Annotated in this window: 20 protein-coding genes; 4 read left to right on the top strand and 16 right to left on the bottom strand. The window is 70.9% G+C overall.

Annotated features, from left to right (window positions below; translation table 11 throughout):
• From CCN44_RS19565 to CCN44_RS19550, 4 genes are all read right to left on the bottom strand, one after another.
• Positions 1–1,590: GAF domain-containing protein (locus tag CCN44_RS19565; protein ID WP_086698416.1), on the bottom strand; the 1,590-nt coding region annotated here is incomplete at its 3' end.
• A complete protein-coding gene (locus CCN44_RS19560) occupies positions 1,574–2,011 on the bottom strand; it encodes a hypothetical protein (RefSeq protein ID WP_086698415.1) in 438 nt (145 codons plus the stop codon). The genes CCN44_RS19565 and CCN44_RS19560, both read right to left, overlap by 17 nt.
• Before the next feature lie 1,092 nt (positions 2,012–3,103).
• Positions 3,104–3,274 carry a DUF5670 family protein gene (locus CCN44_RS19555; RefSeq protein ID WP_059247750.1) on the bottom strand — a complete coding sequence of 57 codons (171 nt, stop codon included), beginning with the start codon at positions 3,272–3,274 and terminating at the stop codon, positions 3,104–3,106.
• 599 nt (positions 3,275–3,873) lie between these two features.
• Positions 3,874–4,587: a DUF4232 domain-containing protein gene (locus CCN44_RS19550; RefSeq protein ID WP_086698414.1), complete on the bottom strand. Its 714-nt coding sequence runs from the start codon at positions 4,585–4,587 to the stop codon at positions 3,874–3,876.
• A gap of 274 nt (positions 4,588–4,861) precedes the next feature.
• Between CCN44_RS19550 and CCN44_RS19545 the strand changes: the two genes are divergently transcribed.
• The 4 genes from CCN44_RS19545 (at position 4,862) to CCN44_RS19530 (ending at position 10,138) form a co-directional block, all read left to right on the top strand.
• On the top strand, positions 4,862–7,171 hold the full coding sequence (locus CCN44_RS19545; RefSeq protein ID WP_107502086.1) for a helix-turn-helix domain-containing protein: 2,310 nt from the start codon (positions 4,862–4,864) through the stop codon (positions 7,169–7,171).
• Positions 7,172–7,376: 205 nt separating this feature from the next.
• Complete coding sequence (locus tag CCN44_RS19540; protein WP_086698413.1) at positions 7,377–8,846, top strand: FG-GAP-like repeat-containing protein; 1,470 nt, start codon at positions 7,377–7,379, stop codon at positions 8,844–8,846.
• Positions 8,847–9,203: 357 nt separating this feature from the next.
• Entirely contained in the window at positions 9,204–9,596 is a 393-nt protein-coding gene (locus CCN44_RS19535) for a DUF2267 domain-containing protein (RefSeq protein ID WP_059247753.1), read from the top strand.
• 155 nt (positions 9,597–9,751) lie between these two features.
• A complete protein-coding gene (locus CCN44_RS19530; protein WP_059247754.1) occupies positions 9,752–10,138 on the top strand; it encodes a hypothetical protein in 387 nt (128 codons plus the stop codon).
• 246 nt (positions 10,139–10,384) lie between these two features.
• Here the strand turns inward: CCN44_RS19530 and CCN44_RS19525 are convergent, their stop codons facing one another.
• The 12 genes from CCN44_RS19525 to CCN44_RS19470 form a co-directional block, all read right to left on the bottom strand.
• Positions 10,385–10,945, bottom strand: coding sequence for a peptidoglycan-binding domain-containing protein (locus tag CCN44_RS19525; protein WP_086698412.1), 561 nt, complete (start codon positions 10,943–10,945; stop codon positions 10,385–10,387).
• Positions 10,946–11,327: 382 nt separating this feature from the next.
• On the bottom strand, positions 11,328–12,527 hold the full coding sequence (locus CCN44_RS19520) for an MFS transporter (protein ID WP_158103122.1): 1,200 nt from the start codon (positions 12,525–12,527) through the stop codon (positions 11,328–11,330).
• 117 nt (positions 12,528–12,644) lie between these two features.
• Positions 12,645–14,063, bottom strand: a complete 1,419-nt coding sequence (locus CCN44_RS19515) for a polysaccharide deacetylase family protein (protein ID WP_059247757.1) — start codon at positions 14,061–14,063, stop codon at positions 12,645–12,647.
• The gene (locus tag CCN44_RS19510; RefSeq protein WP_158103121.1) at positions 14,053–14,829 is read right to left on the bottom strand and encodes a sugar phosphate isomerase/epimerase family protein; all 777 of its coding nucleotides are present in this window, start codon (positions 14,827–14,829) and stop codon (positions 14,053–14,055) included. The genes CCN44_RS19515 and CCN44_RS19510 overlap by 11 nt, the downstream gene beginning before the upstream one ends.
• A gap of 35 nt (positions 14,830–14,864) precedes the next feature.
• The gene (locus tag CCN44_RS19505; RefSeq protein ID WP_086698409.1) at positions 14,865–15,923 is read right to left on the bottom strand and encodes a Gfo/Idh/MocA family protein; all 1,059 of its coding nucleotides are present in this window, start codon (positions 15,921–15,923) and stop codon (positions 14,865–14,867) included.
• 69 nt (positions 15,924–15,992) lie between these two features.
• A complete protein-coding gene (locus CCN44_RS19500) occupies positions 15,993–17,012 on the bottom strand; it encodes a zinc-dependent alcohol dehydrogenase (protein WP_086698408.1) in 1,020 nt (339 codons plus the stop codon).
• Positions 17,013–17,029: 17 nt separating this feature from the next.
• Positions 17,030–18,085: a zinc-dependent alcohol dehydrogenase gene (locus tag CCN44_RS19495; RefSeq protein ID WP_086698407.1), complete on the bottom strand. Its 1,056-nt coding sequence runs from the start codon at positions 18,083–18,085 to the stop codon at positions 17,030–17,032.
• A complete protein-coding gene (locus CCN44_RS19490; protein ID WP_079080867.1) occupies positions 18,082–18,828 on the bottom strand; it encodes a 5-deoxy-glucuronate isomerase in 747 nt (248 codons plus the stop codon). Before CCN44_RS19490 ends, CCN44_RS19495 begins: the two co-directional genes overlap by 4 nt.
• Complete coding sequence (locus CCN44_RS19485; RefSeq protein ID WP_059247763.1) at positions 18,829–20,001, bottom strand: Gfo/Idh/MocA family protein; 1,173 nt, start codon at positions 19,999–20,001, stop codon at positions 18,829–18,831.
• Complete coding sequence (locus CCN44_RS19480) at positions 19,994–21,205, bottom strand: N-acetylglucosamine-6-phosphate deacetylase (protein ID WP_086698406.1); 1,212 nt, start codon at positions 21,203–21,205, stop codon at positions 19,994–19,996. Before CCN44_RS19480 ends, CCN44_RS19485 begins: the two co-directional genes overlap by 8 nt.
• On the bottom strand, positions 21,202–22,308 hold the full coding sequence (locus tag CCN44_RS19475) for a glycosyltransferase family 4 protein (protein WP_086698405.1): 1,107 nt from the start codon (positions 22,306–22,308) through the stop codon (positions 21,202–21,204). Before CCN44_RS19475 ends, CCN44_RS19480 begins: the two co-directional genes overlap by 4 nt.
• A complete protein-coding gene (locus CCN44_RS19470) occupies positions 22,305–23,465 on the bottom strand; it encodes a glycosyltransferase family protein (RefSeq protein ID WP_086698404.1) in 1,161 nt (386 codons plus the stop codon). The genes CCN44_RS19475 and CCN44_RS19470 overlap by 4 nt, the downstream gene beginning before the upstream one ends.
• Position 23,466 lies beyond the last annotated feature (1 nt).

Here is a 23,466-nt window from a genome sequence, read left to right as displayed (position 1 = left end):
GTGGCCCTGCACGTCCCCGATGACGGCCGCGGCGGTGTGGTGGTCCAGCCGGATGACGTCGTAGAAGTCGCCGCCGATGTCCATGCCGTGGCTGGCGGGAAGGTAGCGGGCGGCCACGTCCAGGCCGTCGACGCGGGGCAGTCTCCGGGGCAGGAGCGCCTGCTGCAGGTCGTGGGCGAGCTGGTGTTTCGCGTCGTAGAGGCGGGCACGGTCCATGGCCTGGGCGATCAGTCCGGCCAGGGAGGTGAGGACGGCGCGTTCGTCGGCGGTGAAGGTGTGGGGCCGCTCGTAGGAGAGGATGCAGCAGCCCACGGGCCGCCCCGAGACGATCAGCGGCAGGAACGCCCACGCCTGCTTGCCGCTGATCCGCGGTGCCTGCGGGTAGTTGCGGGCCATCTCGTCCGGGTCGGTGACGAAGGAGGGCACGCCGGTGGCGATGACCTTCCCGGCGGGGGTGATGCCGGTGTCCAGCGGCAGGCCGTCGAGGCATGCGATGACCTCGGGCCGGTAGCCCCGGTAGCCGGTGATCTTCAAGCGGCCGGCGTCGGCCACGGACAGCACCAGGCCCTGGGCGTCGAAGGCGGGCAGGATCTCGGCTGCCACCAGGTCGACGACATCACGTACGCCCACGGCCTCGGTGAGGACCGCGGACAGGTGCATCAGCCGGTACAGGCGGCTCACCCCGGCCGGCCCAGTGGCCGTCGGGGGTCTGACCGGCGCCAGGGTCGGTGGCCGGTCGGCGAGCGCGGTCTCGATGACGCGGACGCTGATTCCGTCGGGATCGGGGAAGAGGTAGAAGTCCAGCCAGGTACCGGGCGGGCGCAGAGCGTGGAAGCTCACGGGCTCGCGGCTGAGCAGTGCGGTCCGGTACTTGTCGCCGTAGGCCGGGTCGTCCAGCCAGGGCAGGGCCTGCCAGGGCAGCCGGCCCAGCAGCGAGGCGGCATCGCAGTCCAGCAGGCGGGCGGCGCCTGAGGTCACGAAGACGACCCGGCCCTCGGTGTCGAGGGCGAGGCTGCCCCCGGGCAGCCGTTCGGAGAAGCCGAGCGCGGCCTGCGGGGCGCGGGTGTCCAGGGCGCGGACCTGCACCACGCGTGGCTGCTCGGGGATGGCAGGCGGCTCACCGGCGGCCTTGAGCAGGCCGCTGATGCGGTGGGCGGCATGCGTCATGCGGGCGCGCTCGCGGTGGCCGGCGCGCGGGGAACGGCCGGCGGGCCACAACAGCAGCAGGGCACCCCGGCAGGTGTCCGTTCCGCAGACGGGCGCGGCAGCCATGCAGAACCGGTAGGGCTGAGCGGCGGCCGCGCGCGGATAGCGCCGGGCCAGCTCTTCCAGGCCGTCGACCCACACCAGGCGGTCCTCGCGTACGGCGTCGGCCACCGGATCCTGGGTGGCCAGCACGATGCGCGTCCAGGGGTCGGCGTACTCGGGGGGCAGGCCGCCGGTCGCCACCAGGCACAGCACCTGCTGCCGGGCGTCCAGCAGGTAGACGCCGCCGACCGCGGCCCCGGTGCGGCGCACGGCCGTGGCCAGCGCCCGGTCCAAGGCCTGCTCCGACGGCCGTGCGGCGGGTCGTTCACCGTGGCGGGACATCGCCCGGTCCCGGTGGGCCTGCGCAGGTGTCCCGGCGGGTGAAGCGGGCGCGGGCGGCCTCGCCGCTGATGCCCGGCGCCCTGCCGGTCTGCGGCCGGCCGGCCCCCGCCTGCCGGTCCGCAAGCACCGCCAGGCGCACCAGCCGGTCGGTGAGAGGGGGAATGCGGGCCACCGCCACGCAAGGCGCGGCCTCCACCGGCGCCCGGCCGTCACCGACGGCCATGCCGGCCAGTTCGCGCTCGACCTGGGTCAGGAGCATCGAGCCGACGGTGACCAGGGTGCGCCGGGCGGCCTCGGCCTTGCTCCCACACCGCCGGGCCCACCAGGCCGCCTGCCGGTGCCCGGCGTGGCGGTACCGGCGACCGGCACCGGCGGAATCCGGCAGGACCGCCCCGCACCAGGCACAGCGTGCGTCACCCATACCAGGACACTACGCCCGCACAACGGCGACGGCGCCCCCGCCGCCTACGATCCTCCGAGCCGTCCTCCCGTGCCCCGGCATGGTGGCCGCACGCATAGGCACGCCCGGCTTATGTTCCCCCACCACATGTGCGCCCGACCTGCATGTTTCGGCGGTGTGCCGACACGTACCTGTCCCCCACCACACGAGGAAGCGGCGCACATGACTCTCCCGCATCGTCGCCGCCACCAGCCCCACCGGGACCACCATCGAGTGTCCGTAGCGGCGAGGGCGTCTGTCCGTAGCAGTGAGGGCGTCTCCGAGCGCCTCGGCTGGGCGCTGTCGGCCGCGCCCGAGCGGGGGCGGCGGTGGCGGTCGGCTCCCCTGTGGCCGTGGCCGGGGGTGTCGTGCTGACGGCTGTGCGAGGGTTGCGCACCGCCCTGCCGGCACCGACCCGCCCGGCCTCGCACCGGTACGGTCACATTCCCGACCCCGACCGGCGGGAGCGCAGCCTGCCGAAGAGTCGCTGGGCCTGGGCTCGGCGGCGCGGATCGGCCGCGGTCCGGCGTACTTGTTCGATCGTGCGCCGACCCTGCGGACTCCTCGCGAACTCCTTGAGTCGTTGGAAAACTCCTGCCATGACACTCCTTTCACCAGGGGTGCCCTGCTCTTGCCGGGCCCCGCGAGGTTCGAATACCCGGTGACGGACGGTCCAGCCTCTTTCGGCCGAGAGCGGACCGGCACGGCGCCATGCCGCCTCGCAAACGTCCCGCCATCACCGGACCCGGAGGGCGTCGACGGACCGCGACAGGGGCTTGAGCAGCCACCGGCTTCCACCGAGCCGGAAGAGCTCTCCGTAACGGGGATGCGGCGCCTTCAGACGGGCGCGCCGCGTTGGCCACGTACGCAGCGGCCCCGCAGACAGGAGGAGCAGGGTTCCACTGCTGGGTCCGCGGGACCGGTGCATGTCTCACATACCCCGCAGTGCGTCCGATAAGCCCGATCCCTCCCAACACGTAGAGGAGTTCCCGTTCATGCCAGTGGGCCCGGCGTATCGGCCGGGCCCACTCAGCGGTGGCGTGTGACGCGCTCTTCGCGCCGGATGCCTGTCGTCTACCAGCGGTACCAGCGACCCTTGCGGCCTCCGCTGTCCGCAGACCGGACGACGAAGCCCAGCAGCCACACGACGAGCACGATCACCGCGATCCACCACAGCGCCTTCAATGCGAAACCCGCGCCGAAGAGGATCAGAGCCAGCAGAAGAACCAGAAGCAGGGGAACCATAGTTATCAACCTCCTGACCACCGGATGCCCTTACCTCTGACCTACAAGCACACAAAACACGAGTTACTTCCACGAAATGAGGGGCATATTCGCGCACGCGCGGACAGACGGTGGTGACGGGTGGCCCTGGCAGCCTCGATGATCAGGTCGGCCACCGCCACGGACCGGGAGAGGGACACCGCGTGGGACGCCTCGCCGCGTACGGCATCGCGAGTCCGCGGCACGGCGGTCGGCCCGTGGCGCCGGGCACACCTGGCTCCGGAGCGCTGCGCAGGGACGGTGGGGCAGCTGCGCAGGGACGGTGGGGCAAGTGTGAGCGGGGCCGGGCGTCAGCCCAGTCGCACCGACCATGATCGAAGCGCTGCCTGCCGACCCGGCCGACGGGGTGCGCTTGAGGTGGTGGTCGACGGGTCGCTCGGCGGTGCGCAGTGGACGGTAGAGCGCACCGCCGCCCTGCGGCGCCGAGGCGCCGGCCCTTCCAGAGTGGCGGAGGCAGGGCGGCGCGGCGGTCGCACCGGCGTCAGCCTCAACCGTGGCTGCGCCGCCGGTGCGACCGTGTCCTCTCACCGTCCGTGGAACCCCGCCCCCTTCGGCTGGGGTCAGAAGTCGTCCGCGCCGTTGCGCAGTTCAGGCGTCCAGTAGCCGGTGAGGGCCTTCGCCGGGTCGACGGCGATGCCGTCGCTGCCGGGCGCGGTGACGGCGATGACCGTGGAGTCGCCGTCCAGCATGACGGAGAACGCCGACACGGGTTCGTTGTCCTCGTCGAGCCCGCCGTCCGACAGCCTCACCAGAGCGTAGGCCGGGGCTCCCGCGGTGAGGACTACCGGCGTGGCCGGCTTGCTCTTGGCAACGGCCGGGACATCCTGCTTGTGGCTCTCCAGGAACTGGATGTGCGGAAAGCCCGTCAGCCGGCAGGAGTGCCCGATGGTGCTCTTCGCCGTGAGGACGATGTGGGTGTAGGGCGGCCCGTCCTGCCTGGCGGCAGTGACACGGACGTCCTTCGCGGTGCAGAGCGGAGTGGAGGCGCTCACCCGCTCGCCGGTCGCACCGGCCGAGCCCGCGGAGGCGCCGCTGGAGCCGGCCGAGCCCTTCGACGCCGCCGACGCCGAGCCGGTCGAGCCCGTCGTGTCGGAGGTGCCGGTGCCCTTGCCGGCCGTCGGCGCGGCGGCCGCCGGGGACGACGCCACCGTGGCCGAGGTGGTCGGCGCGGACGACGAGGCGCCGTCCCCGTCGCTCTGGCAGGCGGTGAGCGACAGGGCGAGAACCGTGCCCGCGGCGGCGAGCAGCGTGGAGCGGTGACGCGCAGTGTTCATGGAGACTCCCCCGTGAGTGGTGCGGCCGCGGCGCGGTGCCGTCGGCCGGTGTGTCCGTGTGTCGGTCAGGTGGTCGGTGGTCGCTGCCGTCCGGTAGCCGGACGGCGCGGCGCGCACGCCCTCCGGCGGTACCGGCAGGTGCGTTCCGCGCCGGACTTCAGTCGACCATTTCCGGTCTCCGCCGCCCAGGCGGTTCTGCCGGCAGAAGTACCGTCGGCCATACTTCTGCCGGGGCTCTCAACCGGACGAGCCGGACGAATCGGGGACAGTGACGGTGCGTGACGGCACGCCTTCCACGGGGGACTTCGGACAGCGGTTGCGGCATCTGCGGGTCCGTTCCGGGCTGAGCCAGGAGGCGCTGTCGCACGCGTCCGGAGTGAGCGTCAGGGCGCTGGCCGACATGGAACGCGGACGCACCCGGGGGCCGCAGCGCCGTACGGTGCAGGCGCTGGCCGAGGCGCTGGGACTGGACGGTGCCGAGGCGGCGCGCCTGGAGAAGTCCGCCGCCGTGGGCCGTCCGCGCCCCAGGACGGGCCCCGTACCGGCCGGGGGCGGGCCCTTGGCGCTGCCGCGCGACATCCGGGACTTCACCGCCCGCGGCCCGGCGCTCGCCCGGCTGCTGGAACTGGCGCAGGACGCCGGTCCGGGGCTGCCGGTGGTCACCGTGGTCACCGGGCAGCCGGGGCTCGGCAAGACCGCGTTCGCGGTGCACGCCGCGCACCGCCTCGCCCCGCACTTCCCGGACGGGCAGTTCGCCCTGGACCTGCACGGCATGGATCCCGAGCCGACGACTCCCCGGGACGCGCTGGCCCGGCTGCTCGGTGCGCTGGGGGTCGCCGACGCGGCGATACCGGCCGGTACCGACGACCGTGCCGGTCTGTGGCGGTCCCTGGCCGGTGAGCGACGCCTGCTGCTGCTCCTCGACAACGCCGCCGACGAGTCCCAGGTCGGCCCCCTGCTGCCCGGCTCCGGTCCGTCCCTGACCCTCGTCACCAGCCGCCGCGCTCTGGCCGGTCTGGAGTCCGTCCACCGCACCGATCTCGCTCTGCTGCGGCGCGAGGAGGCGGTAGAGCTGCTGACCCGCATCATCGGCCCGGAACGGGTGCGGGCGGAGGCACAGGCCGCACGCGATCTCGCCGACCTGTGCGGGCACCTGCCGCTGGCCGTCCGGATCGCCGGCCAGCGGCTCCTCAGCCGGCCGCACGAACGCCTCGGCAAGCTCGTCACCCGTCTCGGTGCCGAGGGCCGGCGGCTGGACGGCCTGCAGGCCGGAAGTCTGCGGGTGCGTGCCGCCTTCGCGCTCTCCTACCGGCAACTCCCGCAGGAACCCCGGACGTTGTTACGGCGCGCCGCGCTCGCCGCCGGAGCGGACTTCAGCCCCCAGACCGCCGCGCTCCTGGCCGGACTGTCCCACGAGGAAGCGGTGGGCTGCGCCGAGGAACTGACCGATGCCGGGCTGCTGCAGAGCGATGCCGCCGCCGAGCGGTATCGCTTCCACGACCTGCTCAGGCTCTACGCGTCCGAGCAGGTGGACACCGAGGACGGTCCCGAGGTCCGCGACGCCGCGCTCGACCGGGCCGCGTCCTGGGTCCTGCGCCGGGCCACCGCCGCCGCGCTGCACTTCGACGCCGACCACGAACAGACCGAGCCGCGGAGCGACCCGGACCCGGAGACGGCGCCCGCCGGCCGGGACGAGGCACGGGCCTGGCTGGAGGCCGAGCGGGCCCAGTGGCTCGCGTCGCTGCGCCGGGCCCACGACACCGGCCGGCACCGGCAGGTCCTGGACACGGCGGAGGCGATGCACTGGTTCTCCGACCTCAACCAGCACTGGGAGCAGTGGGTGGAGGTTTTCCGGCTCTCCGCCGCCTCCGCCCGCCTGCTGGGCAGCAAACGGGAGGAAGCGGTTCACCTCAACTACCTCTCCTGGGCCCACAACTCCTGTACCCACGACGCACGGGCCGCCCTGGCGAGCGCCGACGCCGCGCTCGCGGCGGCCCGCGAGTGCCGGGACGGACTCCAGGAGGGCTGGGCACTCGGGTACGGCGCGGGCGCACTCCAGCGGCAGGGCCGCATGCAGGAGGCCGAGGAGCGGCTGCGCGAGGGAGTCCACCGCCTCGCCGCCGAGAAGTCCCCGCAGAGCCGGCTGGCCGAGCTGACGCTGCTCAACACCCTGGGCACCCTGCTGCGCGAGACCGGCCGGGCGGCCGAGGCGCTGGACCTGCACCGCCGCAGCGAACGGATCTGCCGCGCCGGCGTCCCCGGCCGGACGGACCGGGTGATCACGCTGTACCTCGCCGTTACGCGGCTGCACATCGGCAACGACCTCGCGGCCCTGGAACGCTGGCGCGAGGCGGAAACGCCGCTGCGGCAGGCCCTCGGCGCCCTGGAGGCCGCTCAGGTGTCGGCGTGGGCCGAACGGACCCGCCTGCACCTGGGCCAGACACTCGCCGCCCTGGGACACCCAGAGGCCCGCACGACGCTGCGCACCGCCCGCGACGCCCTCGCCGCACTGCGAAGCCCGCTCCTGGCCGAGGCCACGAAGGCACTCGCCGCACTCGACGACGCCGGTGCCGCCACCACCTGACGCAGGAACAGTCACCCCCACCCGCCATCCGCCCGCCGCGCCCGGCCGGCTGCTCAGGCGCGGGTGTCTGCGGGAGCGGCCTCAGCTCATCGGCCTGAAGCGTTCGGCCTGGTCGTGGCGGTCAGTGCGGCCTGTCTGCGCCAGGTGTCCGATTGGCTGGTTCCTGTCTTGGGAGTGCTGCTTTCCGCGCTCAGACTGCGGGCCCATGACATTTCTCAGACGTCTCACCACCTCATCGGCACTCCTCGCGGCCCTCACGGGCACCGTCCTCACCTCCGCACCTCTGTCCTTCGGTGCCGGCTCCCCGGCTGGGTCCGGTGCGGCGACGGTGCGGCCGGCGATGCCGTACGACTTCAACGGTGACGGCTACCGCGACCTCGCGGCCGGCGGGCCCTCGGGTGCGGTCGGGGCGGTGAAAGGCGCCGGGTACACAGCGGTCGTCTACGGCTCGGCATCCGGACCGGACACCGCCAGACGGCAGATCCTGACGCAGGACAGCCCGGGCGTTCCCGGTGCACCGGAGACGGGTGACTGGTTCGGCTGGGCGTTGACCTCGGCCGACTTCGACAATGACGGCTACGCGGATCTGGCCGTGGGTGCCCCGTACGAGAAGCTCGACGTCGTCGACGCCGGGCTCGTGGCCGTGATCTTCGGCAGCGCTTCGGGACTGTCCGGCCAGGCCGTCGGGTTGAACGTCCCCTCGGGGCAGCAAGCTGAGAATGACCAGTTCGGGGAATGTCTGGCCGCGGGCGACTTCAACCGCGACGGGCGTACGGAGCTGGTGGTCGGCTCGGAGGGGAAGCGTTCCTACTTCACGTACTCCTTCACCGCCCAGCGCACGGCGGTGGCGGGCCCGACGGTGAAGGTGCCCCAGGATCGGTTCATGGACATCGCCACGGGCGACGTCGACGGCGACGGCTACACGGACCTGGCGACCGTCACCAACGACTACGCCGAGACGTCCTCCAACGACGTCCGAGTCTTTCGAGGAGGCAGCGGCGGGCTCGCTTCGTCCCCTGTCTCCACCGTCGACTCGGGTGCCTGGAGCGGCCAGGCCCTGCTCGCGTCGGGTGACGTCAACGGCGACGGGCGGTCCGACGTGATCCTCGGCGACCTCTACGAGAAGGTGAACGGAATCAGCGCGGCCGGGCAGGTGGTGGCCTACTACGGCGGCACCGACGGTATCTCCGCCTCCCGCACCACCACCATCACCCAGGCCACGCCCGGTGTCGCCGGAGCGCCTGAGGAACTCGATCTCTTCGGGTCCAGTGTGGCGACCGGAGACATCAACAACGACGGCATCGCCGACGTGGCGGTGGGAGTCTCCGGCGAGTCGATCGACGGGGCGGATGGTGCGGGCATGGCCACCGTCCTCTACGGCGCCCCGACCGGCCTCTCCGGGACCGGTTCCCAGTCGTTCTCGCAGAAGGAGACCGTCGGCACCCCGGAGAAGAACGACTACATGGGGAGGTCGGTCACCCTTCTGGACTTCGACAACAACGGCCAGGACGACCTCGGCGTCGGCGTGCACGGCGAGAACGCCTTCGACGGAGGCGTGCAGGCCCTGAAAGCCACCGGCGGAAAGATCACGGGCGCCGGAGCCATCGGCTTCATCGGGTCCGACATCGGCGCCAATCCCACCGGCGCCCTGCTGGGTCTCGTCCTCGGCCACTGAACGTGTTCCATCCCGCCTCTGAGGGGTTGCAGGAACTGGTCAGCCTGGGTGGCGACATGGACTTGATCCCTCCGGGTGAGCAGGGGCCCGACCCCGGGCAGCCGGGGTCGGCCCCCATTTTTTTGGCGTACGGGCCACGCATGACATCCAGAGGCCCGAACCACCGCGTCAGGCGGTTCACCAGCCGGTCTCCGGGGTCGTCATGAACGTCCAGGAGGCGCTGCGCTCCCGGCATCCCGGCCTCCGCCCCTGCGCTCGCTGCCGTCAGCTGCACGTGCGCCGGGCTGCTGGGTACTGGACCAGGGGCAGCATCAGAGGGCCGGTTGCCGGCAAGAGGCACGTACGTTGGAGGTGACCATGAGGTACGACGAGTTCCTCGCCCGCGTCCGCGAGCGCGGCGAATACACCGACCAGGACCAAGCCGCCACGATCACCGAAGCCGTCCTAGGGGTGCTGGCGCAGCGGATCACTCCGGGAGAGGTCGATGATCTCGCTGCCCAGCTGCCCGGCGCGCTGGGAGAGATGCTGACCGGAGCGAAACAGCAGCAGCCCGAGATCTTCGGGATCGAGGAATTCCACCGTCGGGTCGCCGAGCGTGTCGGAGAGCGGCCACGCACCGCTGAACGGGACGCCAGCGCCGTCCTGACCACCGTCGCGGACACGGTCAGCGGCGGCGAGCTGAACCAGCTCATCAGCCAGCTCCCCTCCAGCTACGCCGCCTTGTTCGGCAAGCCGGACCTCGCCGGCTGAGACTCCGGTCCTCGGAGGACCCGGCCACGGCGCCAGGTCCTCCGAGTCGCTGTGGTCGCGGCGGCCCATGGCCGTCGGTCAGGGACGGACCGGATCGTTGAAGTCGGCGGCATCAGGCTTGACCTCAACCACGGTTGAGGGGCGAGGGTCGAGTCATGACCACTCAGGCATCGACCATTCTCCTCTTCCGGAACACCATGCGCATCAACGACGGTCATCTGGAGGGCTTTCGCGACGCCATCGCCAGGGCAGTGGCGTTCGCAGAGCAGCACGGGCCGCAGCTGATGGTGGAGACCTTCGTGGACGAAGAGCGGATGCTCGCCCACAGCTTCCAGCTCTACCGGAACTCCGAAGCGGTCCGAATCCACTGGAAGCTGGCGGACCCGTACATCCAAGAAGTGATGAAGCACTGTCGGGTGGAGCGCTTCGAGGTGTTCGGTGAGCCGGACGCCGATGTGGCAGCGGGCGTACGTTCGGCGCTCGGTGAGCAGTGCGAGCTGACGTTCAGCCCGCGCATCGCCGGCTTCGTCCGCTTCACCTGATCGCTCCGCGCCCACCATCCAAAGTGGCAGACAGTCCAGGTCAACGTCAGAGCGCACCGGGCGAGGCTGGCCTACCGGCGTCCGTAACGACCCCCGGTGACAGGTCGTCCCGGGTGTCACCCACATGCCCTAGCTACCCCAGCCCGCCCGGGGTGCTGATGCTCGCCGTCACCAGTCTGGCCCCGGCCAGGCCCTGTCTCCGCGTCGGCCGTGCCCTGACAGCTGCCTCGATCGGACGTTCCCGGATCAGGGACACACAGTGAAGGTGGCGTTGTTGTACCACAGCGGCCGCAGATCGCTGCTGATCCACATGCCCCAGCGTCCGTCGTCCTGCCGGGTCATGGTGATCTTGCGGTTGTCGTAACGGCCGTTGTAGATGATGCGGTTGTTCGTGCCCGCCGCCCCGCTCAGGTGCAGTGCGGCGCGGTTCAGCGTGTTCTGGCCCACGATTCCGTCCGCGCCGCCCGGTACCTGGTACTTGGTCTGCCAGTTCTTTGTGGCGGCCGTGGTGGTGGGCCCGAACTGGCAGTCGATGTCGGACCAGGACAGGAGTCCGTCCGCCCACAGGATCTGCTGCCACATCGCGGTCACGTTGCTGGTGGCGTAGTCCGTGGCGGAGATCGGACCCTCGTCGCCCCAGTCGTCCCACGGAATGTCGACGCCCGCGATGACCCCCTGGCCGGCGCTCGCGGAGGCGGGTGTGTTGGAGAGCGCGAGCCCGCCGAAGAGCCCCGCTGTCACGGCGAGCACCGCGGCCTTCTTGCGCAGACCCGTTCTGGAAACACGCTGTGTCGCCTTGTCCGTCACGTCAATTGTCCCTTCCCCGTCGTCCGCCTTGCTGAGAGGCTGGACGCATCATGCCCACCACGGCGGCCGAAAGCGTTGGCATTTCGCGCCAACTCCTTGGTGTGGCATCCCAGAGTCCTGCGAAATCCGCCACGCGCCGGGGTTTCACGTCCGACGAGGACGCCGAAGGCCCGGACCGTGACCGGCCCGGGTCTTGCGGGGCGGCAAAGACGCGGACATCAGCGGCCCCCCTTGACGACCTCCGATGTCGCCGCGCCCCCAGGGTGGGGATTGCTTCGCTGATGACGCCGGTGATCACCGCGGGCTGTCGTACGAGGTGGGTGCCTCTTCCCGTACGGCCCGGCCGTGTTCTTCCATGAAGCCGATCGCAACGCATCGCAGCTCATTGGCTCTTTTCCCTGTGGACTCGCAGGTGCACAGTGATCGCTGCGGCCAAGAAGACGGCAGCGGCCAGGGCCAGGAACCCACGTGAGCCAAGTGACTCGAGAAGCGCGCCTCCGCTGGCGAGTCCCAGGGGCAGACCTGCCTGGGCGAGGAGCCGGTAGATGCTGTTGATTCTGGTGTGCATGGGCTGAGGGATGATCGACATGCGGTGGGCGTAGAGAGTCGAGAAGTAGGGCGGTGCGACCCAGAGAGCAAGGGCCAGGCCCAACACGGCGGCCCATGGCGCCGGTGCGAGTGCCATGATCAGTTCGCCGGCCGACCATCCCAGCCCCGTAAAGAGCATCACTCCGTACGCGCCGAGACGCCGGTGCAGAGTTCCGCTGCAGAAGCTGCCGAGAACGCCACTCAACGCCCCCAGGGAGAGCAGCAGGCCCGTCCGGGAGGAGTCGATGTGGAACTCGGTCCTCATCAGGGTCATGAAGCTGAGCCATACCGTGCCCAGTGCGGCGATGTTGACGAAGTTCGCCAGCGCCAGTCGCCGGAGTTCCCTATGGCTGAGGAGATAGCTGATCCCTTCCCGGATGGATGCCCACAGGGGTTCGTGGCGCTCTTGGACGGCTACCGGCCGCAGGGAAGTGCGCAGACACAGGACGCCGATGCCGGCGATGACGTAGGTGATCGCGTCGGCTCCGAAGGCGTAACCGGCTCCCTCCATGGTGTTGGCGCCGAGGCCGATCAGTGCTCCGCCAAGGGCCGGTCCCAGCACCTCGGTCATCGCTGTCGTTCCCTCCACCCAGCCGGATGCCCTGGCGAGTTCGTGCGCGGGGAGGATGCGGGGGAACACGGTGCCGCTGGCCTGGTCGAAGAAGGTGTAGACGACCCCAGAGCTCAGCACGGTGACGGCGATGAACAGGACGTCGGTCCCGCCCCCGAGTAGGTAGCCGGCCAGTAGCCCGAAGAGGACGGCGCGGGCGAAGTTGCCGATGGCCATGACGACTTGCTTGTTCCATCTCTCGACCAACGCTCCGGCCGGGATGGCCAAGAGGACGTACGGCACCTGCTCCAGTGCCGCAATCATGCCGGCGGTGCTCGCCGAGCCGGTGGCGCTGAGCACCAGGAGCGGGAGCACGAACTGGGAGATCTGTGTCCCGATGCGCGAGGTGACCTGTGCCCACCAGATGATCAGGAAATCGCGCACCCGCCACAGGTTCAGCGGCGGGGGAACATCCGGAGGTCGGGTCGAGGGCTTCCCGAGGGCCATCTCGTGGTCACTTTCTTCATTCGCCGGAGCGTTGGAGGAGAGGTCGGGAGCGGTTCAGGCGGCTGCCGCAGCCCGCAGCGACCAGGTCTGGGCGCGGGTGAGACGGGTCAGTTCCGTCACGTCCAGGTCCGGTCGGTGCATCCAGCGCCGCACCCTTCGGTTGTAGTGTTCACTGATCTCGTCCGCGACCGGCGGGAGTTCGGCTCGTGTCGAGAGCGGCACCGTGCCCGGCAGGGAGCGCAACCCCTCAGCAGGGTCCCGTGCGACGAGATCGAGCAGTGAGGAGTACAACGTGGCCGCGGGCACCGCGATGCCGTCGGTCCGGGCCAGTGCCGGCAGCGCGCCGGTGGCGGCCACAGTCCGGCAGACGGAGTCGGCCACTTCGCGCAGCTGCTTGTCGTCCAGCCGGACGGGGTGGCCCGGCTGTTCCGCGGATCGCGGCCGCTCCACCGGCCCCAGGACCTCACCTCCCGGTCCTGCGCGGTCGATGTCCTCGCCCTGAATTCCGCGGCAGAGGGCGTGCAGCAACTGCGCTGGGGAGACCAAGCGCGACGTCGTGCCGATGTTCGGTCCCGCGGCTTCCGCCAGCGCTGTGGCGAACCAGCCTTCGGAGAAGACAGGCGTGATCCGCCGGGCGGCCACGAGATCGCTGAAGGCGACGAACTCCGCCTCCGGGGAGGCTCGAACAGCGTCGATGAATCGAGCCAGTCGGTCCAGCATGGTTCGGGTGTCGGCGCTTGGCCGTGGTGGTGGGGCGACAAGGGCCGAGCCCGGGTCGGGATTGCGTCCGGACGCGTAGTTCAGGCCGTCCCAGAACTCCTGATTCACGAACATGGTGGGATGGCCGATATAGAGGTGCAGGATGCGGTCCTCGGACTGCGCCGCGCGCCGGATGGTCTGCGGCAGCCGGCCGATCAGGTCGGTGAAGCGGGCCGGGTCCTGGAGGTCGTCCTCCACGGGCCCTGTCGCTTCGGAGCGGGCGAAACACAGGGCCCCCGCGTACCAGTGCGGATTGTGGCCGCCACCGGTCCTGCTGAACGAATGGACGTGGGCGGGGATGTCCAGCTCGGCGAGCGCGCCGGGTACCTGCGGTCCCCAGGAAGTGCCGGCGGTGGCGAAGCCGCACAGCTGCCTGCCGGACAGGTCCCGGATCAGGTCCGCTCCTGAGCGTTCGCGGCGCGCGACCTCGGCGACGCCGTCCGCCCAGCCGCACGGTTCCAGGTATTCGGCGATGGTCGGATGGGTCGAATGGTGGTTGGTGTGGTAGCCGATGTCATGGCTGCGCAGCGCCTCGAAGACGTCCAGCCGCTGTCGTCGCACCAGGGCACGGGCCTTGTCGCCGGTGATGAAGAAGGCCGCGCTCACGCCCTTGTCCCGCAGGAGTTCGGCCAGCCACACCACTGCGTCGTCGCTGGCAGGGGTGACGGGGTCCTCCACGTCGAAGGTGAGGAAGACCTGGGCCTTACCCGGCATGCGTGGTGTTCCCCTCGTGCGCGGGCGTCCAGAGGCCGTACATGCGCAGTACGGACACCGCGTCCCGCAGGCTTTGGCGGCCCTTGGGCGACTCGATCTCCAGGGCACAGCGCCCCTGGAAGCCTCCCGAGCGCACCACCTCGTGCAGCTCGCGCAACGGCATCGCGGCGAGCGGGGTGTCCGGGCCCCCCTTGAGGTGGACCTGCGCGACGAGAGGCAGCAGGGTCCGCAGATCGGACACGGGATCCGCACCCGCGTAGAGGCAGTTCCCGACGTCGAAGAACAGCCGCGCCCTGGGGTCGTCCACGACCCTGACCAGGTTCGCTGCGTCGGCCGGCCGTGCGCCGCCGACGAATTCCGCCGCGATCACGGTGCCGTGCTGTTTCGTCGCCGTCAGCAGTTCGGCGTACCCCTCGGCGTAGCTCTCGGCGCGCTCGGGTTCCTCCGGCTTGACCCGTACGGGGATCAGCACCAGGTCGCAGCCCAGGTCCACGGCGGTCAGGGCTGTGTCGGCGATCCTGCGCACGGCGTCGGCGCGCTCGGCTTCGGGCATGTCGGGCAGTCGTACGAATTCCGCGATCACGGCGGAGGCGATGGGGAGTCCGTGCGCCGCAGCCAGCGTGCGGAACGTCTCAGCCTGGGCGGTGGCGTCGGTGCTGCGCAGGGGGACTTCGACGAAGTCGAGGTTCAGGCGCCGGAATTCGGCGAACTTCTGTTCCAGGGTGTAGTCGTCGGTGATGGTGTCCGTGCCGGCTCCCAGCAGCATGCGGAGTCCTTCCGGTGTGGTGGGCATGACGGGGGTCAGGCGGTGTGGCCCAGCAGCGTGCTCACCTGCACGGGCCGGCCGGTCTCGGCGGACTGCTGGTGCGCGAGGGTGACCGCAAGGGTGCGCACCGCCTCCTCGTAGGGCGCGAGCACCAGTTCCGGGCGTCCGTCCCGGACGGCGCGGACAAAGGCCCGGTCCTGCGCGGCCATCGAGTCATCGTCGAAGGTGTGTTCCTGCCGGCCCTCGGCGGTCACCACCTCGATGGTGCGCGACTCGCCCTCATGCCCGAGTACGGAGAGGGTCAGCCCGTCGGCGATGACGTGAATCCCGCGGGCGTAAGCGGGATTGCCGTGGCCGGACACCATGTTGGTCACCAGGCTGCCGACTGCGCCGTTGTCGTATGTGAGGCTGGCCACGGAGACATCGAAGATCTCCGACGGGTCATGGGTGGCGATGCGGCGGCCACCGGAGACGTACACGGTGGAGATCTCGGACACCACATGCCTCAGCAGGTCGACCTGGTGGGTGGCCATCTCCACGACCTGTCCGCCGGAGCGGCTCTGATGCCGATACCACTCCCGGGGCGGCAGCTTGGTGAAGCGGTGGGCGAGGGTCATGGCGATCGTCCGGTCTCCCAGGGTCTCACGGACGAACGGGACGATCCGCGAGTACCTGCTCTGATAGCCGGCGGCCCCGATCAGTCCCCTGGCGTGCAGCGCGCTCGAGATCTTCTGGGCCAGTGGCAGGTCGAGGGCCACGGGCTTTTCCACCAGGAAGGGAATGCCGGCCTCGATGGCCGCGAACTCCACGTCACCGTGGGCGAAGGGCGGTAAGCACAGGAACACCGCGTCCAGGCTCTCCTGCTGGAACATGCGGACGGGGTTCGTGTGGACCGGGGCCTGGGCGAAGGATGCCAGGAGGTCGTCCCGCGCCGTTCCCTTGAGCTTGTCCAGCACGCTCGCGCGGGTGGCCTCCGCGGCGCTCGGCTCGGTGTCGCACAGCGCCACGACCCTCGCCTCGGGATCGGTCAGTACTCGTTTGAGGTGCTCCTTGGCGATGTAGCCGACACCGACGAAGCCAACACGTACAGTCATGATCGGTTCTTCCTTTCTCCCCTGGACAAGGGCCGGGAGGGAAGTGGGTGTGAGGGTGAGGGCGGGGATTCAGAGGTCGAGCTTGCGCCAGTCCAGCAGGACGCCGATGGCGTCGTTGTCCGGGGCGGCGATGAGCTTGTAGGCGGCCTCGGCCTCGTCCGCGGCGAAGGTGTGGGTGACCAGGTCCTCCACCCTCATGCGCTCGTGCGAGAGCAGGTGGAAGAACAGCTTCACGTTCTCCGCGAAGGTTCCGCGCAGGTGGCGTCCGACCGGGGCGCGAGGGATGTCACTGTCGTGGACACCGATGACCGTCTGGGCCCGGCGCAGCACCGCGCCGCCGAACAACTGCTGTCCCGGCCAGGCGGTGTCACCGACGAGGACGAGCGTGCCGGTCTCGCGGGTGAGCCCGGCCAAGCCGGCCAGAGCGTCGGGGGCACCGGTCACGTCGTAAGCGACGCCGACCCCTTCGTCACCCGTGAGGTTGGTGATCGTGGGGATGTGTGTGGCGATTCCGCCTGCCAGTACGGTGGTGGCACCATGCTGCGCCGCGGCGCTCAGCCGTGCTTCGCCGCGGGCTACGGCGAAGAGTTCACTGGCGCCGGCGACGGCCGCGTACTGCAGGACGAGCTGGCCCAGCGGGCCGAGGCCGGCGACCGCGACGGGCTGGCCGAAGAGCGCGCCCGTGCGCCGGACGGCGTGCTGGGCGATGGCGGACAGCGCGAACCATGCCGCCGCTTCATCGCTGATCTCGTCCGGTACCGGGTACACGGAGCCCTCGGACACCACCGCGTGGCTCTGGTGCGAGCGGCGGAGCACCACGCGGTCGCCCGGCCGGTGGCGGGCGGCCGTGGGGCCGGTGGCGACGACCTCTCCGACGGCGCTGTAGCCGGGTGCGAAGGGGTAGCGGACCCAGGAGGCCCAGTGCGAGGGCCGTTCGAACTGGCCGAGGAAGCAGTTGCGTTCGGTGCCTGTGCTGACCAGGGACACCCGGGTGCGCACGAGCAGGTCGTCGCCGGAGAGTTCCGGCAGTACCTCGCGGCGGAGTTCCGCACGTCCTGGCTCGGTGAACAGTACACGCGTGCTGTGCATGGCGGGGATCGGTCCTTTCAGGGTTCGACGACCGGCACCAGGCAGTCGGGGCGGCGGGCTGTCGCCACCGCGTCCGCGATGCGGTCGAGCGGGATTCGGTGGGTGAGAAGGGACTTCAGATCGATCTGGCCGGTCTCCAGCAGGCGGGCCGCCTCCTCGAACACACCGGGCGCGTAGTGGTAGCTGCCGACGAAGCGGATACGGCGGTAGTGGACGGCGTTCAGGTCGAGGGGGATGGTGGTGCCTGACGGGCAGCCGCCGAACCCCACCACGGTTCCTCCGTCCCGCACGACCTCGAAGGCGCTGGCGTAGGTCGCGGCGCTGCCGACCGCCTCGACCACGACGTGCGGGCCGCGCCCGGCTGTGAGGACGGCCATGTGCTCGGCGGACAGGTCCTCGGCGGCCACGGGTATGCCGCCTGCCTGATGGACGAGGTGGCGCCGGCCGGGATGGTTGACGCTGCAGAACACCCGCTGTGCACCCCGCAACCGGGCCAGTTGCACCTGGATGAGTCCAACTGGCCCGCAGCCGATGACCAGCACGTCCTGGCCGGGGCCGATGCCGGCGGTGTGGGTGGCGTCCAGCACGCAGGCCACGATCTCGGTGAGCAGGGCCTCTCCGGCGGACACCCCCGGCGGGACCGGCCTCGCGTGTGTGGCGACGGGTGGGCGGATCCTTACGTACTCGGCGTGGGCACCGGGCGAGATGCTGATCTTTGTGCTGCACAGGGCCTGGAGCCCGTCGCGGCAGTTGTCGCAGTGTCCGCACGGCGGGTGCGGGTCGAGAGTGACGCGCTGCCCGGGCTTGAGGTGCTGCACAGCGGCACCGGTCTCGACGACGTCGCCGACGACCAGGGTGCCCAGTACGGCCGGCGGAGACAGGCGCGGGTGCCCGACGGTGACGGCCCGGACGAGGGCGGCGCCGAACATGGCCGCTCGCACCCGGATCACCACGTCCCCGGGCTCCTCCACCCGGGGGGTGGGCAGCTCTTCGACGGTCAGCGGTCGGCCCGGGCCCCGCCACACAGCCGCCCGCATCCGGCTGGGCAGGCTGGGCGCGGCGGTCCCGGTCACGTGGCACCGTCCAGCAGCCAGGTATGGCGAGGGTCGGTACGGAAGTGCAGCTCGCGTTCGGTGCCGGCCAGCGCCCACAGATAGTAGAAGCGGTGTCCGGCGGCGGCGACGAAGCTGTGGTATCCCTCCCGGACGGTGACGGTGTCCCCGTCGTGTACGACCTGAGCCTGCCGAGGGTCCTCGGTGGACGGATAGTGGAGGAAGATCCCGAACCCCGAGGGTGGGTCGACCCGCACATGGAACGCTTCTTGCTGATGGCTCTCGCGCGGGGGGTCGTGGGCGTCGTGCTTGTGCGGCGGATAACTCGACCACACGCCTTCGGCGCTGAAGGTCTCCCCCACGAGGAGGCTGCCCGACGGCTGGTCCGGTCCGACGATGTCATGGACCTCACGGCTCCAGACTCCGGTGCCGCGCCGTTCGGAGCGGACCTGGTCGGGCCGTACGACGTAGGGCTCGTAGGGGGTCGAGGCCGGGGCCGCCGCCAGGGCGAAGCGTACGCCGCCCGGCCCCGCGGTCATTCGCCATCCCCTGCCGGCCGGTGCGTAGAGGGCGGTGGCCCGGCCGTTGAACACATCCGCGCGCTCGCCCAGCTGCTCCCAGTGGGGTCCGCCGTCGAAGCGGACGTCGCAGCGCCCGCCGAGGAGCACGACGACTGCTTCCTCATCCGTCGGGCGAAACGTCCGCGACTGCCCGGGAGCGAGTTCACCGACGTTGAGGGTGACCGGTAAACCGGCGGCATCCATTCAGCTCTCCTTTCCTGTCGTGGCCCACGCCGGCCCGGCGTGGGCGCAGGTGCGCACTCCTGGGAGCAGTTCGTCGACGGCGACCACCGTGCCGTCTGCGGCCGAGCGGGTCAGTGCCTCACCGACGGCCACCGCGTAGGCGCCGTCGACGGCGGTCGCCGCCTGACTCGCCCGCTGCGGGGTTGCGTGCCGCAGCACCGCGTCGATCATTCGGGCGTCGGCGCCGGAGTGTGTGCCGCTCTCCACGGGGATCCTGTGGGTGTGCGGCGCTCCGCCGAGCGGGCTCACCTCGACGGCGTACCGCTCGGCCGGCGGTGTCCCGTCGGGCGGCGCCACTTCGTACCGGGTGGTCAGCTCGCCTTCCGTGCCCAGCACGGTCAGCGTGTACCCCTCCCAGGGCGAGCGGGCGGACAGGGAGTAGTGAGCCACCGCTCCGCCGCTGTAGCGGATGACTGCCGCCAGCACGTCGTCGATGTCCGCGTCGGCCGGAATCCGCCTGTCCTCGGCGGGCGTGTCGGGACTGTAGTGGACGCGCCGGGTCCATCCGGTCACCTCCTGCGGCCGGTCGCCCAGCCACCAGTTGAGCAAGTCGAAGTGATGGCAGCTCTTGGTGATCTGCAGACCGCCGGACGCCGCCGCCCGGCGGTGCCAGCGCAGGAAGTAGCTGCGTCCGTGCCCGGGGCGGAGCCGGTAGGCGAGATGTGCCTGGACGGGCTGCCCGATCGCCCCCTGGTCCAGCAGACGTTTGACCGTCTGATGGAGGTTGAGATAGCGCATGTTGTGTGCGACGCGTAGCGAGGCGGGGGAACGGCGCTCCGCAGCCACCACAGCAGCCGCCTGAGCCGCCGACACCGTCATGGGCTTTTCCGTCAACACATCCACCCCGGCACTCAGGGCGGCTTGGATCTGCTCGGCGTGCACATGGTCCGGCGCCGTGACGATCAGAACGTCCGGCCGGACTTCGTCGAGCAGCGGCCGGATGTCGCCGCCGAACGCCGGGACGTTCCACCGGGCCGTCACCGCGGCGAGTTGCTCCGGGGTGTCGTCGGCCACCGCGACGAGGGTGCCGATGCCCGGAGCGTACGCGTCAGGCCCGAACAGAGGAAGGTACGTCTTCCAGGCCCGCTTGCCGGCCCCGCTCAACGCATACCGCGGCGGTCGGGTCTCAGCCATCGCCTGTTTCCTCTCCTTCGTCCGCCGGCCCCCGGCCGCCCTCGTCCAGCCACCGGCCGTGGCGTGCGACGCGCAGCACCCGCAAGCCGTCGTCCAGGACGACGAGGTCGGCGGCCAGGCCGGGGGCGAGGGAGCCGGTCCGCTCCGCGATGCCGGCGACCCGGGCTGGTGTGGTTGCCGCCATGCGCGTGGCGTGCGGCAACGGCACCCCCGCCCGCAGCACGGTGAAACGCAGGATGTCGGAGAGGAAACTGGTGCTCCCGCAGAACGCCTCGCCCCTGTGGTCGAGGGCCACTCCGTCGGCGACGACACCTCGGGCCGCGCCCATGGAGAACTCGGTTCCCGGCGGCAGCCCCGTACCGGCCGAGGCGTCCGAAACCAGACACAGCCGGTCGGGCCCCAGGCAGCGGTAGGCGATCCGCACCAGTTCTGCCGGCAGGTGCCGTCCGTCGGCGATCAGTTCGGCGGTCAGTCCGTCGGATGCCAGCACCGATTCCAGGAGCCCGGTGATGCGCCACGGTCCGTCCTTGGAGAGCGCGGACTGCCCGCTCCACAGATGCGCGACATGGCTCAGACCGTGCGAGCGCGCGGTGGCGAGCACCTCGCCCGACGCCCCGCTGTGCCCGGCCGAGACGACGATGTTCCGCTCGGTGAGCGCCCGGATGGCCTTGGCCGCCCCGGGCAGCTCGGGCGCGAGCGTCACCATGCGGACGAATTCCGGCTCGGCCAGCAGTGTCTGCCACCCCCCGTCATCGGGAGTGCGCAGGGCCTCCTCGGGGTGCGCCCCCGCGAACTCGGGATTCAGGTACGGGCCTTCGAGATGAGCGCCGACCGGGCGGCTGTCGCCGTCCGTACGCCGGCCCGCGTCCAGGGCCGCTGCCGTGGCCGGCAGGCTGTCCGAGGCCAGTGTCGCCAGCACGCTGGTGCTGCCCGCTCGGGCATGCGCGGCGGTGACACTGGTCCATGCCTGGGTGTCGGGTTCGTTGAAGGTACGGCCGCGCGCACCGTGCACATGGACGTCGACCAGCCCGGGCAGCAGGAGCCGGCCCCGCACGTCGACGACGTCCCAGCCTGCCGGCGGCCGGCGGTGGGGACCCACGTACTCGATGACGCCGTCGCGCTGGAAGAGGCACTCGCCGGTTGCGACCCGCTCGTGGTGCACGATCGACGCGTTGACGACGGCGACACCCCGCTCCCCGCTCACCGGCCGCTCACCCTCCGGTACACCTGGAGGTGGCGGTCGGTGAACCGGTCGAGATCGAAGAGCCCGGAGCGTTCCAGGCTGGTCTCGCCCAGTTCCTTGCGCCGGTGAGCGTCAGCGGCCAGCCCTTCCAGCGCGGCGGCGAGTTCACCAGGCTTGTCCGGCGCGAAGTAGAGGCCCGCCTCCCCCGCCGTCTCGCGGTGAGAGGAGATGTCGGAGAGGACCAACGGCAGGCCGGCGGCCATGGCTTCCAGGATGGAGATGGGCATGCCCTCGAACCGGCTCGCCGAGACGAACACCTGCGACGTGGTCAGCAGGGGGAGCACCAGGTCGCGGCGCCACACCTGCCCGTACCACTCGACGGCCTCCGCGATGCCCAGGGCGACGCTCTGCTGGTAGAGCTGGGCCATCTGCGGCCCGTCACCGATCACCCGCAACTGAACGTCCACGCCGCGCCGCCGCGCCTCCGCCACGCCCGCCAGCACGGTCGCCTGGTTCTTGTGCGGGTACAGGCCGGCCAGGCTGATCACGACGAGCCCGCCGTGCTCCCCCTTGTCGGCACGCTTCGGGCAGTCCACCCGGATGGCGTTGGGAACAACCTCCACCCGCTCCTGCTCCAGTCCGATCTGAGAGGTGCAGAAGTCCCGCACCGCCTGCGACACGGCGAGGATCTGATCCGTGCGGCGGTTGACATACCGGTCGATGCGATTGCGGAGCCGGCTGCGCTTGTGGGTGTAGTCGCTGTGGTACGAGACGACGGTGCGCCGGCCCTTGAGCGCCAGCCTCACCAGGGGATGGATGCGGCCGTCCCCGAAGTGAAGGTGGACTACACGGCCGCGCGTCAGCCGGGCTACCGCGGCAAGGCGCCGCAGCGGCGGTCCGGACAGGGTGATGGCCTCCACGCGCGGATCGAGTTCGGTCATGAGCGCGTTGCGCTTGGCGACCGCCAATGCCACGACGCGTACGTCGACACCGCGCTCCACGAGTTCGTTGGCCAGCGAGGTCACCACGCGTTCCAGGCCGCCGACGGTGAAGTAGCGCAGCAGCAGGCACACCCGCAGGCCCTTGCCGGACGGCTCCTGCCGGGCCCCGGTCGGTCCGCTCACGCTTCCTCACCGCCCAAGAGCGCCGGGTAACGCCGGGCGCCGCCCAGCAGATTTCCGGACTCGGGAGCCAGCGGTTCGCGCAGGGCTTCGGCCAGGACCGGGGCGACAGCGCCCGACAGGACCTCGGGGAGGTCACACATGCGGACCAGCCCGCGGTCGGCGAGCAGCTGGGCATGGATGCGTTGTTCCGACTCCCGCACCTGGCGCGGTATCACGACACTGTTGCAGCCGACGGCGAGGATCTCGCTGAGCATGTTCGCGCCGGCAGCCCCGACGAACAGGTCGGCCGCCGCCATCCAGACCATCATCGCCGGTTCATAGGAGGTGATCTCCAGCCACGGAAGCGACGCGGCACGTTCGCGCAGCGCCTCGGCGTCTCCCGCCTCCAGGTAGGGGCCGGTCACCAGCCTGACTCGGTCGAACTCGGTGTCCTGCTTCGTCAGCGCGTCGATCAGCGCGTTCCACAGCGGCATCGCGCCCTGTCCACCGCCCATGCCGGCCACGATCAGTCGCTCCCCATGAGCGACGCCGAGCCGCGCCCGCGCGGCTTCCTTGCTCAGCCGGAACTCGTCGACCAGGTATCCGGTGTAGCGGATACGGTCCTTGAGGTAGCCCGGAACGGCGTAGTGGTCTTCGAGACGGAAGACGTCAGGGTGGGTGTGGACATGGATGGCGTCGAAATGCTGATCGATCCAGCGGGCGCCCTCCTCGCTGAAGTATTCGCGATTGGTCTTGTCGGCGTCGAAGAGAACGCCGCGCAGGGTGAGGATCCGGCGCCCGCCGTTGCCGCGGGTGCTGGTCAGCGCCGGGGCCAGCTCGTTCTCCGCGCCCTTGGGCAGGTGGTTGACCAGAAGAACGTCGGGCTCGTAGTGCCGCAGGAACACCTCGGCCATCTCCGCACGCATGCGAAACAGCGGGCCGGCCGCCATGGCCGCGCGTCCACGGGTTGCCCAGCCGGCCACGTTGTCGTAGTTGGTGAAGGCGGGCAGTTTGACCACGTCCATGGCGGACGGCAACAGGTCCAGTCCGCGGTAGGCACCGGTCAGCCCCGAGAGATGGAACTCCTGGCCGCTGCCGGCCAGCCCATGCGCGACTTTGGCGCTCTCCGCGGTGTGTCCGAGGCTCCTGCCGTTGTGCCAGTACATCACGACCCGCACG

Origin of the sequence: Streptomyces tricolor, from assembly GCF_002155905.1 — a bacterium.
GTDB classification, from domain to species: domain Bacteria; phylum Actinomycetota; class Actinomycetes; order Streptomycetales; family Streptomycetaceae; genus Streptomyces; species Streptomyces tricolor.
This window is presented reverse-complemented; position numbering and strand designations above follow the sequence as displayed.

Bases quoted from the DNA above. Each gene is read 5' to 3' on its own strand.
- CCN44_RS19560 (WP_086698415.1), bottom strand. From the start codon at position 2,011: ATGGGTGACGCACGCTGTGCCTGGTGCGGGGCGGTCCTGCCGGATTCC.
- CCN44_RS19555 (WP_059247750.1), bottom strand. From the start codon at position 3,274: ATGGTTCCCCTGCTTCTGGTTCTTCTGCTGGCTCTGATCCTCTTCGGC.
- CCN44_RS19550 (WP_086698414.1), bottom strand. From the start codon at position 4,587: ATGAACACTGCGCGTCACCGCTCCACGCTGCTCGCCGCCGCGGGCACG.
- CCN44_RS19540 (WP_086698413.1), top strand. From the start codon at position 7,377: ATGACATTTCTCAGACGTCTCACCACCTCATCGGCACTCCTCGCGGCC.
- CCN44_RS19535 (WP_059247753.1), top strand. From the start codon at position 9,204: ATGAGGTACGACGAGTTCCTCGCCCGCGTCCGCGAGCGCGGCGAATAC.
- CCN44_RS19530 (WP_059247754.1), top strand. From the start codon at position 9,752: ATGACCACTCAGGCATCGACCATTCTCCTCTTCCGGAACACCATGCGC.
- CCN44_RS19515 (WP_059247757.1), bottom strand. From the start codon at position 14,063: ATGCCGGGTAAGGCCCAGGTCTTCCTCACCTTCGACGTGGAGGACCCC.
- CCN44_RS19510 (WP_158103121.1), bottom strand. From the start codon at position 14,829: ATGCTGCTGGGAGCCGGCACGGACACCATCACCGACGACTACACCCTG.
- CCN44_RS19505 (WP_086698409.1), bottom strand. From the start codon at position 15,923: ATGACTGTACGTGTTGGCTTCGTCGGTGTCGGCTACATCGCCAAGGAG.
- CCN44_RS19500 (WP_086698408.1), bottom strand. From the start codon at position 17,012: ATGCACAGCACGCGTGTACTGTTCACCGAGCCAGGACGTGCGGAACTC.
- CCN44_RS19490 (WP_079080867.1), bottom strand. From the start codon at position 18,828: ATGGATGCCGCCGGTTTACCGGTCACCCTCAACGTCGGTGAACTCGCT.
- CCN44_RS19485 (WP_059247763.1), bottom strand. From the start codon at position 20,001: ATGGCTGAGACCCGACCGCCGCGGTATGCGTTGAGCGGGGCCGGCAAG.